The organism is Pseudomonas sp. NPDC089752 (assembly GCF_044748725.1).
Classification (GTDB): Bacteria; Pseudomonadota; Gammaproteobacteria; order Pseudomonadales; family Pseudomonadaceae; genus Aquipseudomonas.
In genome coordinates, this window is record NZ_JBIVGP010000008.1 from 209346 (window position 1) to 223728 (window position 14383).

Annotated in this window: 13 protein-coding genes; 4 read left to right on the forward strand and 9 right to left on the reverse strand. The window is 54.7% G+C overall.

The features are described from left to right. Positions 1 to 337: 337 nt before the first annotated feature. Positions 338 to 706 (reverse strand): histone-like nucleoid-structuring protein, MvaT/MvaU family, encoded by a 369-nt coding sequence (locus tag ACIPZF_RS15695; protein ID WP_400800983.1) that lies wholly within the window; start codon positions 704 to 706, stop codon positions 338 to 340. 461 nt (positions 707 to 1167) lie between these two features. On the opposite strand from ACIPZF_RS15695, the gene ACIPZF_RS15700 reads away from it, so the two are divergent. Then, positions 1168 to 2550 (forward strand): amidohydrolase family protein, encoded by a 1383-nt coding sequence (locus ACIPZF_RS15700; protein WP_400800985.1) that lies wholly within the window; start codon positions 1168 to 1170, stop codon positions 2548 to 2550. 149 nt (positions 2551 to 2699) lie between these two features. Here ACIPZF_RS15700 and ACIPZF_RS15705 read toward each other — a convergent pair whose 3' ends face one another. The 4 genes from ACIPZF_RS15705 to ACIPZF_RS15720 form a co-directional block, all read right to left on the reverse strand. Further along, positions 2700 to 2999: a DUF1330 domain-containing protein gene (locus ACIPZF_RS15705; RefSeq protein ID WP_400800987.1), complete on the reverse strand. Its 300-nt coding sequence runs from the start codon at positions 2997 to 2999 to the stop codon at positions 2700 to 2702. 85 nt (positions 3000 to 3084) lie between these two features. Beyond that, complete coding sequence (locus ACIPZF_RS15710; RefSeq protein WP_400800989.1) at positions 3085 to 3537, reverse strand: cupin domain-containing protein; 453 nt, start codon at positions 3535 to 3537, stop codon at positions 3085 to 3087. Positions 3538 to 3671: 134 nt separating this feature from the next. Then, positions 3672 to 4448, reverse strand: a complete 777-nt coding sequence (locus ACIPZF_RS15715; protein WP_400800990.1) for an SDR family NAD(P)-dependent oxidoreductase — start codon at positions 4446 to 4448, stop codon at positions 3672 to 3674. A gap of 91 nt (positions 4449 to 4539) precedes the next feature. Further along, complete coding sequence (locus ACIPZF_RS15720; protein ID WP_400800992.1) at positions 4540 to 5895, reverse strand: MFS transporter; 1356 nt, start codon at positions 5893 to 5895, stop codon at positions 4540 to 4542. A 271-nt stretch (positions 5896 to 6166) separates the two neighbouring features. Here ACIPZF_RS15720 and ACIPZF_RS15725 point away from each other — a divergent pair, with 271 nt between their 5' ends. From ACIPZF_RS15725 to ACIPZF_RS15735, 3 genes are all read left to right on the forward strand, one after another. Next, positions 6167 to 6739: a LuxR C-terminal-related transcriptional regulator gene (locus ACIPZF_RS15725; RefSeq protein ID WP_400800994.1), complete on the forward strand. Its 573-nt coding sequence runs from the start codon at positions 6167 to 6169 to the stop codon at positions 6737 to 6739. A gap of 478 nt (positions 6740 to 7217) precedes the next feature. Next, on the forward strand, positions 7218 to 8636 hold the full coding sequence (locus ACIPZF_RS15730; RefSeq protein WP_400801254.1) for a GntP family permease: 1419 nt from the start codon (positions 7218 to 7220) through the stop codon (positions 8634 to 8636). 113 nt (positions 8637 to 8749) lie between these two features. Then, a complete protein-coding gene (locus tag ACIPZF_RS15735) occupies positions 8750 to 9502 on the forward strand; it encodes an SDR family NAD(P)-dependent oxidoreductase (RefSeq protein ID WP_400800996.1) in 753 nt (250 codons plus the stop codon). 271 nt (positions 9503 to 9773) lie between these two features. On the opposite strand, the gene ACIPZF_RS15740 is transcribed toward ACIPZF_RS15735, so the two are convergent. Genes ACIPZF_RS15740 through ACIPZF_RS15755 form a run of 4 tightly spaced genes read right to left on the reverse strand, consistent with a single transcriptional unit; the run spans position 9774 to position 14348 of the window. Continuing rightward, entirely contained in the window at positions 9774 to 10265 is a 492-nt protein-coding gene (locus ACIPZF_RS15740) for a Mov34/MPN/PAD-1 family protein (RefSeq protein ID WP_400800998.1), read from the reverse strand. Continuing rightward, positions 10258 to 12000 (reverse strand): ThiF family adenylyltransferase, encoded by a 1743-nt coding sequence (locus tag ACIPZF_RS15745; RefSeq protein ID WP_400801000.1) that lies wholly within the window; start codon positions 11998 to 12000, stop codon positions 10258 to 10260. Before ACIPZF_RS15745 ends, ACIPZF_RS15740 begins: the two co-directional genes overlap by 8 nt. Next, positions 11993 to 13228, reverse strand: coding sequence for a nucleotidyltransferase (locus ACIPZF_RS15750; RefSeq protein ID WP_400801002.1), 1236 nt, complete (start codon positions 13226 to 13228; stop codon positions 11993 to 11995). Before ACIPZF_RS15750 ends, ACIPZF_RS15745 begins: the two co-directional genes overlap by 8 nt. 7 nt (positions 13229 to 13235) lie before the next feature. Next, the gene (locus tag ACIPZF_RS15755; RefSeq protein ID WP_400801004.1) at positions 13236 to 14348 is read right to left on the reverse strand and encodes an SAVED domain-containing protein; all 1113 of its coding nucleotides are present in this window, start codon (positions 14346 to 14348) and stop codon (positions 13236 to 13238) included. Between the last annotated feature and the right edge of the window lie 35 nt (positions 14349 to 14383).

Sequence of the window (14383 nt, forward strand, 5' to 3'; positions counted from 1 at the left end):
TGTCCGCTTAATAGGCTGGCAATGCCAAGCGCCAGCGCAGCAGAGGTTACGGCTCGACAGGATTGACGAACTGACACGCTTGGGCAGATCTGACAATGGTTCATGTCGACCGGATGTGTGTGGATCCTTTCAAGGAACTCGTCTTCTTCATCGGCAAGATCACTCCTCCGTACCTAATCCTTTTTGCAGGTACTCATTTTTTGAATGATGTACCTGCATTTTGCACTTCTGCGCTGCCTGCAGCCCAATGTCTGATTGACCATCACGGGTGGACGCAGGGAGCTCCATAGGCTAGAAATCAAAAGCCCCCTTACGGGGGCTCATGGAAAGCTCAAGATCACGGCATCAGCCACGACTCAACTTCATCGGCTCCGTATTGGGATTTCCATTCTTTCAGAAGCCGATGGTTCCCACCCTTCGTCTCAATCAATTCGTCGTTGTGGGGATTTTTGTAGACTTTGAGTTGGCGGGGACGACGAGGAGATTTTGCCTGCGCTACAGGGGCGACTTGGCGGCGAACTGCTTGGGGATCCAGGATATCGATAACGTTACGCAAGCTGAACCCGTAGGAAGCCAAGAGGTCGCGGAGCTTGCGTTCAAACTCGATTTCACTTTGGAGTTCGGAGCTATTTTTCATCGACTCCAACTCAGCGAGTTGAGCTGCGAGTTTCTGCTCCAACTCGCGAAATTCGGCCAGACGTGACATAGAAATTCTTCCTTCAATTCAGGGTTAACAGGTGCACAGTGAAATCATGCTAAACCATTAGCATGCTTACGTCTTGAAATTTTGTTGATTGCAAGCGCGTCTTCCTGGATTCGTGTGACTGGCCAAAGGCTTGGTCAGCAAATGCCCATTTCCAGCGGCCTTGTAACGACCTGATCCTGTTGAACCGTTCTTTAGGTGGTCATCTAGCTGAAATAAGCGGAGCCGGAAGCATCCTGACATAGTTAATCTGCCTACGGCGACAAACTGACGTTGTACCTTCAGGCTTGGAAGCTCACGAATGTGCTGTGCTAGAGCGGGACAAAACGGGTTGCTGAGACTTCTCCACGGTATCAATCAAGCTGATACAGCTTGGTCTACACCGAGAGCACCGAGGCTCCCAGCGCTCCGATCGTTTGCAGGCAGCACGTGGCGCAATGGCGACCCTCATGGAGTAATGTGCAATGGAAATAGACCGTCGAACGCTACTGCAGCTTGGCTCATTGGCAGGGGCAGGTCTGGCGATGCCGGCCCTGGCGGCGCAGCCGACATCGCAGCACCCTGCCCGCCTGCTCGTGAGAAATGCGACGCTGATTACCATGGATCCGCAGCATGGAGATCTACAGGGCGCAGATGTGCTTATAGAGCACAATATGATCCGTCATATTGGGAAGAACCTTCCCGCCAGTGGCGCACAAGTAATCGACGCGACCGGAATGATCGTTCTGCCCGGAATAGTGGATGCGCACTGGCACCTTTGGAATAGCCTGCTCCGCAGTAGCGCCCCGATCCCTGGAGGGCCTGCATTTTTTGAAACTCAGCAAGCCACCAGCAAGCGTTTTACCCCTGCCCTTACAGAATTGAGCGTCCGGCTAGGACTGGCAGAGGCCATCCATGCCGGCATCACGACGGTGAACAGTTGGTCGCACAACATACGCGAACCCGAGTTCGCACAAGCTGAATTGCGGGCCCTGACGTCTAGCGGATTACGTGCTCGGCTGTGGTACGGCTATCCCCAGGACTTGTCGCCTCAAGCGCCCATGAACTTCGCAGACATCGAGCGGGTGAAGGCCCAACTTCAGTCATCGGAGTACCAGCGTGTCGACCTCGGCCTGGCAATTCGCGGCCCAGAGCGTACCGAAGCCCCCATCTGGCAGGAAGAGTTCGATTTCGCCAAGGCACACGCGCTTCCAGTCTCCACCCACATCGCGGTCACCCAGAAGATGCGTGAAAAGAAGGCGATCCAGCAGTTGGACGATCGCGGCCTGCTTTCACCTTCCGTGCAACTGGTGCATGCGACTCACGTCGACGAGCAAGACCTCAAGAGCATCTCTGCCAATGGGGCTTCGGTGTGTATCACCCCTCTCACTGAAATGCGCATAGGCTACGGGCTTCCTCCAGTCGAGGCACTGCACCGAGCAAAGCTTCCGGTCACGTTGGGAGTGGATACCCTGGTCTTGGGTGGCAACGCCAACCCCTTCTTACTCATGCAGACTTGCTTGAATCTTGCGATCGGCACTACCGGCGAGGAACAGTTCATGACAGCTCGCGATGTGCTTCGCTGGGCAACGCAGGACGCCGCAGACGCCATGGGCCTGGGTCACGAGATTGGTTCTATCACGATTGGGAAGCGTGCGGACATCATCATGATGAACACCCGTAACCTGGGCATGTTCCCGGTGATTGATCCTGTGGCGTCGATCGTTCAGTCGGGAACGCCAGCCGACGTTGACACGGTCATCGCTGATGGCCGGATCATCAAACGCAATGGTCGCGTCCTAGGCATCAACCTCGCGCAGTTGTCGGCACAAGCGGCTGCGGGCGCCGCAGCGCTGACAAGTGCGTAAAGACCGACATCCATCACGTGGAGTGTCCGGCATCCTTCTGGTGTGTAACTGATAAGAACGGATGCTGGACGCGGTGTGCCGCGCCGCATGTGTACCTCGTCTCCGGGGAGGAGGCGTCCTCAGCAGGTCGGGATCGCGGATCACTCCGATTAGGAGTGACCCTCCATGATGTATAAGTGCGCAGAAGATGACTTTAAGCGAAGCCCAATAATAGACTGGTACTCATCGGAGTAATAGAAGTCCCTGGCCTTAACCAAGGAGGAAAACTCGAGAATTATAACTCGAGCGACCTCCCGGTCGCCTTCCAAAATATCCAAGCTATCGGTGGCAACAATAAAAGTAGCCCCCCACTTTTCGAGCATGGGCTTTACGGCGTGCATATAGCGATTGTAGAAGTCGCCCTCGTCATGAATTTTTAACTCAGCGTACAGATAACCTTTAGCAGTCATGTTGCCACCTAGATAAGTGTTCACTTCAAGCGTCAGCGGAGGTGCTCGAGCACCTCCCTACGTCGAAAAAAGGATTACGGCCAATTTAGGCATCTTTTGGCAAATGCTCTGGAGGATCACAAGCCACGGTGCCCATTTTTGCTGGCATTGACATTTCAAAGAGCTCTAGGTCAGCTGAAATGCCTGTTTCATTGTGCTTCAGTCCAGGTGGGATAAACAACGACTCACCCGTATTTACTCTTACAGTTCGTCCGTCCTCAAATTGCAGATCAATCCAGCCACGTAATGCATAAATGAAATGCACATCGCAGATATGATAATGCCAGCCGGTTTGCTCCATTACGTCCGTGGCACAAGTCACCTGTGCCCGTGCGAGTCCATTGGTTGCATCAGTAAGGCCGAGGTCACGGTACTTGAAGAAATGCCGCCGCCCCTCGACAAATGGAGCTGTTTCCGGCGTTGCATGTGTCAGTCGGGCCAGCAGTTCAGAAACCAAGCCCGGGATTTCGATCGAATCTGATTCTTTGAGAGCTTTCACTTTTTCCTCGCTTTCACAGTATAGAAGGTCACGTTGTTTAATCTGTAGTTTTTTAGCGATTAACTGCTAACGATTGATAAATTAGTTTGACAACCCTTGAGCGGTAAGACTCAACGGCATTTCTAATCACGGGTTTAGCTAAGTTTTCCAGTTTTAGCCACACCGCCTGCCAGGTAACCACCATCGACAGGCAGAAAAACACCATTGATATAGGCTGCATCGTCTGAGGCCAGATAAATAATGGCGGACGTTATTTCGTTCAGCAGGCCTAGTCTTCTAGCAGGTATCATGGACTCGTAGGCATCAATCGTCGCAGCGTTATAACTAGCCTGGGTCAAGGGTGTAATAACTGGCCCTGGTGCTACAGCATTACTCGTGATACCCAAAGGGCCGAGTTCCATGGCCATCTGCCGAGTAAGCCCAACCAAAGCTGCTTTGGAAGTGCCATAGGCCGCGCGCCCGATCCCTGCCCGTTCTGCACTTACAGAAGCGATATTGATAATCCTCCCGACTCCAGCCTTAGCCATATTGCGAGAAGCACGCTGGGCACAGAGAAATGCGCCAGTGACATTAACTGCCATTACTTTGGAAAACAACTCTGCAGGATAGCCAAGGAACTCGTGCACCCCCATGATACCGGCACTGTTGACCAGAATTGAGGTGTTAACGCCGTACCATGACTCAGCCGATTCAAAAGCGCTTTCCACTGACTGGGGGCACGAAACATCAATAGCGAAAGCCTTAGCCAAACCACCACTGCAGGTGATTTTTGTAGCTACTTTCTCCGCGTTCACTATGTCAAGGTCACCAACTGCAACGGCTACTCCGCTGGATGCAAATGCAAGTGCTGCTGCCTCGCCAATACCGGAGCCCGCGCCAGTGATAAACGCCGTTTTCTCGCTTGAACTCATAATTCACCTTCCTAATTCCATAAATACAAGAGCATGCAACATCAATGCTAATATTTTCGAGCGTCGGTATTGCGGCGCGATTGGATATCTCTCAGCGCGGGCCATAAAGGTTTTCGGCCTGATGCGCTCCCTTGAGGTGGCTTTCCAAGGGTTCTCTGGCATCAATGCGCTCATGCACAAAATCATTATCACGAAGTAGCAAAAGAGCGAGTATCGAAGCGACGCCAGTTACTAAGTAAAAATACCAGGGGGCAGAGATATCTCCCGTCTTCTGGATCAACCAAGTCGAAACAAAAGGAGCGCTTCCGCCGAAGACTGCCACCGGGATATTGTAGGCAATTGCAATGCCTGTAGATCTAACCTTAGTGGGCAGGAGTTCGCTCATCAGTGCGTATGTCGATGAGGCATACAGCCCAAACAAGATGGCCACTACCATCAGAGGCGCAATGAACGCCTCTGGAGTTGCACCAACTGCAGAGCGGAAAAGCCATGCCATGGTAAACGTTGCAAGAGCGCCAACTACCAAGAGAAATTTTTTACGCCCGTACCGATCTGTAAACATCCCGCCCAAAGGCATTACTAGCGCAGCAGAGGAACTGGCCAAAAACCCATACAGTAAAGTTGTTCCGTTATCGAAATTAAGCACTCTAGACATGTAGGTAGAGGCGTACGTGAGCACCAGATAAAATATGGAGCTATGGAGCGATATGATCATAAACACCAACGCAATCGAACGTTTCCACTTCCATACGTCGCGCAGCGGTGCTTTGGACGTCTCCCCGGCTTTCAGAAGGGCTAAAAACTCTGGGCTATCTTCGAGCTTCAGTCTGATATACATGGAGATAATGCCCATTGGCCCAGCAACGAGGAAGGGAATACGCCAACCCCCGCTCTGCATGGTCTCGGAACCAAGAAAGTATGTCATGCCGTTAGCGACAACGCCGCCTAAGACCAGGCCGAGAACTGCAGTCACCATCAGCCACGAAGTTGAAAACCCCCTTCGCCCTGGCCCCGCGTACTCTGATATGAAACTGGTGATGGTTCCGATTTCGCCGCCAGCGGAAAAGCCTTGAATACAGCGTATCAAGATTAGCAATATAGGGGCGGCTATCCCTATAGCGTCGTAAGTCGGCAGTAAACCGATAAGAAATGTTGACCCTGACATTAGAATCAGCACTGCGATCAACGTCCGACGGCGACCAATTTTGTCCGCAAACGGCCCGAAAAACAGGCCTCCCAGGGGACGTATAAAGAAACTTAGCGCAAACGCAGCGAAGCTACTCAGGAGGCTGGTCGTTGGATCATCGGAAACAAAAAATGATTGGCCAATGTAGACGGCGAGAAAGCCGTAAACACCATAGTCGTACCATTCGATAAGATGACCGGAGGTGGCGCCTATGAACGCGCGCCTGCGTTGACGGGTGGCAGTTTGCAAACACGTGCTCATCAGAATTTTCCTAATCTTATTGTTGTGATCGGAGGTCAGCTAAAACTGATGTCAAGGTCTAATCGCTGCTAGGGAGCTCCTGCTCTTTTGCCAGTCCTGATCAGACACCCTTACATAGTTTGAAGCAGGCTTTCATCCTGTGCTGTTACCGTATTCCATGGTCTAGACTGCCCCAAGGCCGGCAAGGCCGGTATCCGTGCAACTACGTACAGGGATCAGTATCACCACCTGTGCTAGCATCGAAGCACTGCCGAGCCGTCAAGAGCACCTGATGAACGATCTGAACCATCTACCCTCAGATTTGGAAAAGCTTGGATTCCAGGCCTCTCCAGCCCCTTTGATCGTCACGGGGAATAGGCGAATTCTTGAGGTAAACCGGGCGTTTGCCACGCTGTTCGGATTCGAGCGAGAAGAGCTCGTCGGTGAACATCTTCTCAAGCTCTACCCTTCGCAAGCCGACTACCAAACGATCGGGGCTCGCAGCCTGAGTTGGTTACGCCATGCAAAGAATGGCGCCTATTCGGATGAGCGTTTCATGCAGCATCGGAACGGCCAGGTTTTCTGGACGCGAGCCAGCGGGTATACCTTGACGCCAAAGGATCCGTTCCAACTGATGGTTTGGCATTTTGAACTGCTCGACAGAGCGATAAGGCCTTCCGTGACGTTGACCCCGAGAGAGCGAGAGATTTCGGTGCACATTGTCAACGGGCTGACCTGCAAAGAGATCGGCCGAAAGCTCGATATCTCTCACCGGACGGTGGAGGTGCATCGAGGCCGATTGATGAAAAAACTGAACGCTAAGAATAGCGCCGAACTCGTGTCCAAAATCATCGTCGTGGGTTAGCCGTCTATTGTACGTATGCTTGATGCCGGCCTACCCCGCTTCTCGGCGTGGTCTCAGTAGCATGACGCGCTCCTCTAGCTTCGCCAGGGAACGCCCCTTTCTCCAGACTCGTAGCGGCGTACGTAGTTCTACGAACTTTCCCTCCATTTCGCCGCAGTGCATCCTCGTCCTGTGCCACTGGCTTGCCGGTATCACGCGCTGACTCACAGCCTCTCAGGTTGCTATTGAATCGGGAATGTAAGGCGAAAGCCATGCAGCCTGGCATTTCTCAAGCGAATAGCATTACTTGAGAGGCATCGCGTGAAACCTATACCAATAATAATGAAGAGAGTACGTCATGACCCCGACCTCTGGATCTGCTAAAGCTGCAAGCACGACACCGCCTACCTACATAGGTGCGCGATCACTACCAGTCATAAGTGGAGTGGTGATTGTCGGTTTCATCTTTCTCTGTGTGTTACCCGCTATCTCGGGTGAAATGTCTTTCATCTCGCTGTCTGCTCATAACCTGTTGATCACATTATCAGCACTCGCTTTACTTATGGTGGCTGCTTACAGAGGGTGGAGCGTTATTATTTTTGCCCCTATCGCCGCTATGGGAGCCGTACTGCTTGTTGATCCCACCGCAGTGGCGCCAGCCTTCACTGGCTTGTTCATGGATAAAATGGTTGGTTTTCTTAAGTTGTACTTTCCCGTTATCATGCTTGGCGCCTTGTTCGGGAAGTTAATGGAGCTTTCCGGCTTTTCGAGATCAATTGCTGCCTCCGCAATCCGTGTATTAGGTCGTGAGCACGGAATGACGATTGTGGTTGGTGTATGTGCGCTTTTGACCTATGGTGGTGTTTCACTTTTTGTGGCGGTTTTTGCTGTTTACCCCATTGCCGCAGAGCTTTTTCGCCAGAGCGATATTCCCAAACGACTAATGCCCGCCACCATTGCCCTTGGCGCCTTGACGTTTACCATGGATGCGCTACCTGGCTCACCACAAATCCAAAACATCATTCCTAGCAGCTTTTTTGGTACCAATAGCTGGGCGGCGCCATGGCTTGGAGTGATCGCGTCCATCTTCATCCTGACTGTAGGTCTGCTCTACCTGCAGCATGCGCGTCGCAAAGCCCATCGCAAGGGTGAAGGGTATGCAAGTTCGGAATTGAAGAACGAGCCTCAAACGGACGACAGCATAAAGCTGTCGCACCCAGCGCTGGCTATGACGGCCCTGGCAGTCGTCAGCGTAGTCAATTTTCTACTCACATATAAAATTCCTGATTGGTACGGTGCATCGCATGCACTCAACTTACCTGGCATGGCCGTCACCGTAACATCGGAAGTGCCGAAGCTTACCGCGATATGGTCTGCAGAAGGCGCGTTGCTTGCAGGTATTTTGTTCATTACCGCTTGCTGCTTCAGAATAATTACGGCTCGGTTGGCAGAGGGGAGCAAAAATGCTGTCTTGGGGGCAGCAGTGGCTGCTATGAGCACTGCCTCAGAATACGGTTTTGGAGCGGTGATCGCTGCATTACCAGGGTTCTTGGTCATCTCGCAGGCGCTGCAAGCCATACCCGGGCCGCTTCTTAACGAGGCTGTCAATGTTACCGTTTTATCAGGCATCACCGGATCTGCCTCGGGGGGCTTGAGCATTGCCTTGGCTGCTATGGGCGATCAGTTTGTCGCTGCAGCCAACGCGGCCAATATACCGCTTGAGGTGCTTCACCGAGTCGCGTCCATGGCCAGTGGTGGCATGGACACGATGCCTCACAATGGCGCGGTTATCACACTTCTTGCCGTTACGGGACTCACTCATAGAGAAGCCTATGGCGGCATTTTCAAAATTACACTGATCAAAACGGCAGCAGTATTCTTCGTTATAGGTGCCTATCACCTGACAGGTGTCGTTTAAAGCGATCTTGATTCCGGTGCTTGGGCAACTGGCAGTGCAAACTTCCCCAGGGTGACTCCTGACGCCTGACTGAGATCATGACGTACATTGAAAGATAAATCTCTGAGGTTCTAATGACAAAAAATGCACTGGTGACGGGAGCGGGCTCAGGAATTGGCTACGCTGTGGCAGTTCACTTAGCAACAGCGGGAATGCACGTTGTTGTTGCTGACATCAACGTTGAGGCGGCTGAAAATACCTGCCAGGAAATATGGCGAAACGGCGGAAAAGCAAACGCTCTATATATGGATCTTGGTAGCCCTGACTCAATCCGCTCTGCATTTCAGAGTTTCGAATCCACTGTAGGCGCATGCCAGATTCTGGTTAATAATGCGGGTATTGCACGTCTGCACTCTGCGCTCGAGCTTCCTCTAGACGAGTGGAACTCCATGATGCAGATAAATGTGACGGGGTCACTTTTGTGCATGCAGCATGCCGCCAGACATATGCTTGAGGGGAAATGGGGACGAATCATAAATATGTCCTCAATCTCCGGAACGCTTGCGGGCGCAGGCCGGGCAGCTTATGGCGCCAGCAAGGGTGCCATTAATGCCCTGACTAAACAATTCGCAATTGAGCTTGCGCCTCACGGCATTACGGTCAACGCTGTCGCCCCCGGGCCTGTTGAAACGCCATTGGTAAAACAGTTTCACACGGCAGAATCACGCAAGCAGTATATTGAGCGCGTCCCCATAGGGCGCTATGCCGAGCCAGAGGAAATCGCTTCAATCGTGGGCTTCTTGAGTTCTGACAGCGCGTCCTATCTGACGGGCCAGGTCATTGGCGCCGACGGCGGGTTCACTATTGCGGGAATACTCAAGATCTGAAAAGCGCTTGGTTTGGGGTAGCGCTCCACAGCGGAGTACAACACCATGCATTGAGTAAGTGGAATCTGATAATCAGTTGGGGACGTGAACGATGGCCCCTGATTGATTCGCGGCCTCCTTTTGAACCTGTCAGGATCTGGATAAGGCTGGCTAGCCGGGCTGCAAAGCAGCAACGGGTGCGGTCGTCGGCTGAAAATATTTTCCAAAAGACCGCCCCGATGGGCCGCTCCCCCCTGTACCTGTTGCGACTCGGTAAGCGGTAAAGTCGAGCCTACCCTTGCTTCTCGATGTGCTCAGCCTTCCAGAGCTGCGTTCCATCGTGCACCCACACCCCCAGCCCTTTGGGGAATGGTGAGTTACCGATGATGACGAAAATCAGCCCGTTAAAGTCATCGCCGCCGGCAGCGGCCTGCTCCGCTGCCATGGCAAGGTCGGCATGCGAAGGGCTTGGACAAGCTTCAGGGTGGGAGTGCCAGAATCCTAGGCAATGCAGCCCTTCTCGAAACAAGCGATCACGCTCTTTTTGAATGGCCTTGAGATCCAATCGTACGCCGGCATAGCGAGCCCATCGAGAGGCAGGGTTCGTGACCTTATCAACCCGTACCACGGGGCCGTTGATATCCCGGGTGAACAGCTGACCTGCTGCCTCGGCAGTTTTAAAACCATGCTGTACATGCTGCTCCAGCGTGCGCAACGACTCCCCGCAGAACTCGATCTCCCACCGAGCACCCGGAATGCGGAACCTAAATCCCTGTTCAGGCATGGTGGAGTGTCTCCGAGAAATCACGAGAGACCTGAACCGAATGGAATGGATCATCTGACTGAGGGACAAGGTCACCCAGGCTGGCGACAGCGTCCGTACGCTCGAAGTAGACGGATGCCCTTACCCAACTCCAGATCTGAGAGGCGCAGCTCTGATCATCCAGGATCGAAAGAACTCGTTCCGTCACGAAGCCTGCGGCTTGCCACGCATTGGCCGCGCCGTACGGGCTGAAGCCTGAGCCACACGCGGGCAGCGGAACGCGGCCATTGCGCTCCCAGCTCGCCACATTCACTTTCTCCACAGGATCATCCGAGGGCCAGGCGTCGTGAGCGTTGATGTGCACCACGTGTGCTGCAGCACAGAAAGGCTCCATCCAAGCCAGGACGATCGCACCTCTGCCGAGCACTGATTGACGCACATGGGTCAGCAGTGTGCGCGTCGTGCTTTCGCCCGTACAATCAATCACAAGATCGTAGACGTCTGCTTCGCACTCCTCCGCGAGCCAGCGTGAAACCGTGGCATGGTGCGCATTGATATTTACCTCAGGTACCAGAGCAGTGAGTCTCAGTTTTACCAGTTCGGCTTTGGACTGTCCGATGTGGTTAGCCCCTAGCAGGTGGCGTGCACAATTTGCCGCTTCCAGCGTCTCCCTGTCGACGATGTCGATCGTGCCCACACCCGCCCGCGCCAGCAACTCGGCCACGGGCGATCCCAGTGAACCACAGCCCAAGAGCAATACTCGCTTGCAACGTCGTTGATGCAGACTCGCCAGCCCGATATCCCGGGCCAGCGCCCAATCGGCGTCTACCCTTTCTACCTTGATCGGCGTAACTCTGGGAGGCAGCAGCCCTTCCATCACAGAGGGCGTGATCAGGTAGCCGTAGCACACCGACGGTTCGGCGAAGATGATCGTCAGTGACTGCTGCTTGTTTTTCCCGCCGCGTACCTTGCTGACCCATTCCGTGAATCGCCCAGGCACATCGGCCAGGTAGTCGACCAATGAGCCCAGCGCAACAACGTCCCTGGGCCAGACATCAGGAGTCCACTGTGTACCTTCGGGTATCGGGATGTAGAGTGCGCTGCCGCGCGTCAGCATGCCGATATCCCAGCGGTGCCTCTGGGCCAGCAAATGAGGGTCTTGATCGCCAGGCGTGACCACCAGCACCGATGTCCCACCGCTTTGTCCCTTTGGGAAGTAACCGGCCACAGCCCCCTCGGTGACTTGGGTGAGTGGCGGTATCACACTGCGGACAGCCGCAGGGGCTTGAACACCCAGTGCCTTGTGTCGCGTCCAGCAGAAACGTAGCCAGTAGGATTGGCGCTCAGCCTGGAACTCCGAGATAAGCCAAGTCTGGTTCTGGGTGTCGACCCAGAACCGGCTCAGCCGCTCGAGAACTTCCTCCACAATCTGGACGGGAGAACTGTAATCCCCGGGCGCAGGCTCCACCCCATGGCAGAATTTTCCGTCCTCTTCCACGTGCGGCCACACCAGGCAAAGTGAGGGGTCGAAGTGAATCTGTGGAGGCGTAACCGGAAAATCAGGCAAGAGAGACAGCTGTACAACCTGCCAGCCCTCTGTCGGGTGATCCAGTTCAATGTCCCAGGCGTCCATCTTGATGCGGCGAGTGGGTTTGCGGGATCGGGTGGCGAACGCGGCCCCGTCGCCATCGAGCCACTGCCTGACGACCAGTGCAGCAGCTTCGAAAGGCGTTACGACAACAGTTCCATCAAGCAAGGGTGTCCCTCGATCCGACTTTTCGCGGTTGTTGAGGTTGGCCAGAGGCTGAGGACGGGGACGATCCTTTGAGGCCGGCAAGAATTGCGGGGGCGCCGATAGTGGTGGCGGCCTCCTGGCTGCCTTTCCAGGCACGAACGCCTGCTTCGCCAAAGATGGCCCGTACTCGCTCTTCTGCTGCTGTGCTCTGCCCGACCGTGAACAGTGCTTCAAGGTCTTGGGTCAGACGTTCATGCCACTCGTTGAAGCTCTTGTTCCGAGCCCCGCCGTCAGTGTTCCAGCGATCCGCGAAGTTCTCTTTTACCTGGCCAGGCATGGCCGGGTTGTTAACCCGAATTCCCTGGCGGCGATCAATGAAGTCGGGCATCCGGGCAATGATTTCCATCACTACCTCAATGGAGGAACGCAGGCCATACGGGTGGTTCTGCAGGAGATCGTCGTAAGCCTGACCCGCCAGTGTCACCAGGATGATCGAGATAGGGCTGGTTTCGCGGATGTGAGCCGGCTGACGTTTGAAATAGTAGTCACGGTGCAACTTCATGAGCTGGACGAGCCGGCGCAGGATGTCGTCCAGTGCCACCGGTGCGTTGGGAATCGGATCAACCTGCGTACGCATATTGATCGCTTCGTCCATCGCGACCATCTGGAACGGGAAGCGCTTCGCCGCGATTGCGCAGAACCAGTTTGCGAAGTCTTCTGGGTTGGACGGACTCCACACCGTCTTCTTGTCGCGTACACGGAGGTCAGTACCGGTGATGTGCACGGACAATGGGATCGCCGGCGTCACGTCAAAGTAGAACGGCTCGCCCGGATACGGCAAGCGCCAGCAGCGGTTTTTAGGCTCGGGCTCCCCCGCCCCATCGATGCCCTGCAGCGCTGCGCCGAACAACTGAAAGAAGTCCTCGGACTCGGTCAGGTTGGTGAACCGGGAGCCACTGAGCTTCACGACCACATCCAAATCGAAGTTCTCACGCCCATCGCCAGCGATGGTGGTCTGCGTGCGCATCGAGCCTTGCACCACTACGTGGACGTCATCAGTGGACATGCCGAGCTTGTGGGCAATGTGCAGACCAAACCGCTTGTAGCTGCGCTCTGCTGCTTGCCGCTTGGCTTCAGGAAGCTCCAGCTTCTTCAGCATCGATACGATGAAGCTTTCCCACTGTTTGGCCTCGCTTATGTCCCGCAAACCTGGGAGCACCTTCGAACGCCGTTGCGACTGAATAGCCATGTTCACCTCACTTGGTGGCATTTAATTCGGGAAGGGAGTGTTGTACGTACTTGCCAGGCTGCTCAGGTGCGGTAGGCATCTCTACGGCCCAGGGATATGGGTTCTCTTCGGCGCGCTGCCACTGGTAACAGCGAAGCGGCGGCATGTTGTGCGGATCGTACCGACGGCCAAAATTGATACAGATGCTGGCAGGAGCCGCCAGGATAAGATGCACCATGGAAACCTTAAGTCCTTCCAGCTGGCCAAGGGTCTCTAGGAATTGCTGCTGCAACGCCGCGTTTTCGCCCGTGTACCACAGGCGATTCGGTACTGGTTTAGGGTGGCGTAAATGCACCAGTGGCGTGCCTGGGAATGCTTTCTCGATATCGGGCAGTGATGCCACATAGCTCGCCGACACGGCCAGCACGACCTCGCTACCCGGTGGGACGGTATCCAGGCCAGTGATGGTGAAGCGGTCGCCTGAATCGGCGTCAGCAAGCTCGCCCCAGCGCGAGTGGATGCGATCCCATTCCATGACAAGGACGTTGCCTTCGTCCTCGAGGACAACGCCTGCGAAGAACAGCAGCGGTACCTGCATGATGCCGCCGGCGACCACCTGAACGTCCGCTCGCGCGTTGTCGTCCCGGATACGGCGCAGGTCGCGCGGCATCAGGTAGATCTCATTCAGTACCTGTGCTACCTGAGGTGGGTTGGATGACAGCTTCTGCCGGGCATCCAACAGCAGGCTGTGGCGCTGACCGACCAGGCTCTCGGGGACGGCCTCCAGCAAGGGGTGGTCAGAGGTGTCAACGAGGCCCCGCACCTCCACCACGGCAACACGCTTGCGCTGGCGCTCCTGACGCTCATGGCGCCAGTCGCTGATCGCCATGAAGATGCCCAGGGCAATGATGACAAGGGCGCCATAGGCGCTGAGGGTGGTGAGGTGGTCATTCAGCCCCCCTTCATTTGAAAATTTGAAGGCTTCGATAACGCCGAAGAACTGGCGCACCTCGAAGTTGAGGCTACCGGCCCCAACGATCGCGATGATCCCCACACCCACCGTTGCAACGCCCAAGCCAATATTGCGCTTACGCGTAGCGAAATTGACAACCTTGGTGCCGATCCACATCAAGTAAGACATTAGTGCCCGCATGAAGAAACGCTCCTCCAGCACGA

What these genes read in the sequence shown, in the direction of transcription:
- ACIPZF_RS15740 (WP_400800998.1), bottom strand. Translation starts at nt 10,265, where the DNA reads ATGCCTGAACAGGGATTTAGGTTCCGCATTCCGGGTGCTCGGTGGGAG.
- ACIPZF_RS15735 (WP_400800996.1), top strand. Translation starts at nt 8,750, where the DNA reads ATGACAAAAAATGCACTGGTGACGGGAGCGGGCTCAGGAATTGGCTAC.
- ACIPZF_RS15730 (WP_400801254.1), top strand. Translation starts at nt 7,218, where the DNA reads ATGTCTTTCATCTCGCTGTCTGCTCATAACCTGTTGATCACATTATCA.
- ACIPZF_RS15700 (WP_400800985.1), top strand. Translation starts at nt 1,168, where the DNA reads ATGGAAATAGACCGTCGAACGCTACTGCAGCTTGGCTCATTGGCAGGG.
- ACIPZF_RS15725 (WP_400800994.1), top strand. Translation starts at nt 6,167, where the DNA reads ATGAACGATCTGAACCATCTACCCTCAGATTTGGAAAAGCTTGGATTC.
- ACIPZF_RS15695 (WP_400800983.1), bottom strand. Translation starts at nt 706, where the DNA reads ATGTCACGTCTGGCCGAATTTCGCGAGTTGGAGCAGAAACTCGCAGCT.
- ACIPZF_RS15755 (WP_400801004.1), bottom strand. Translation starts at nt 14,348, where the DNA reads ATGTCTTACTTGATGTGGATCGGCACCAAGGTTGTCAATTTCGCTACG.
- ACIPZF_RS15705 (WP_400800987.1), bottom strand. Translation starts at nt 2,999, where the DNA reads ATGACTGCTAAAGGTTATCTGTACGCTGAGTTAAAAATTCATGACGAG.
- ACIPZF_RS15720 (WP_400800992.1), bottom strand. Translation starts at nt 5,895, where the DNA reads ATGAGCACGTGTTTGCAAACTGCCACCCGTCAACGCAGGCGCGCGTTC.
- ACIPZF_RS15715 (WP_400800990.1), bottom strand. Translation starts at nt 4,448, where the DNA reads ATGAGTTCAAGCGAGAAAACGGCGTTTATCACTGGCGCGGGCTCCGGT.
- ACIPZF_RS15750 (WP_400801002.1), bottom strand. Translation starts at nt 13,228, where the DNA reads ATGGCTATTCAGTCGCAACGGCGTTCGAAGGTGCTCCCAGGTTTGCGG.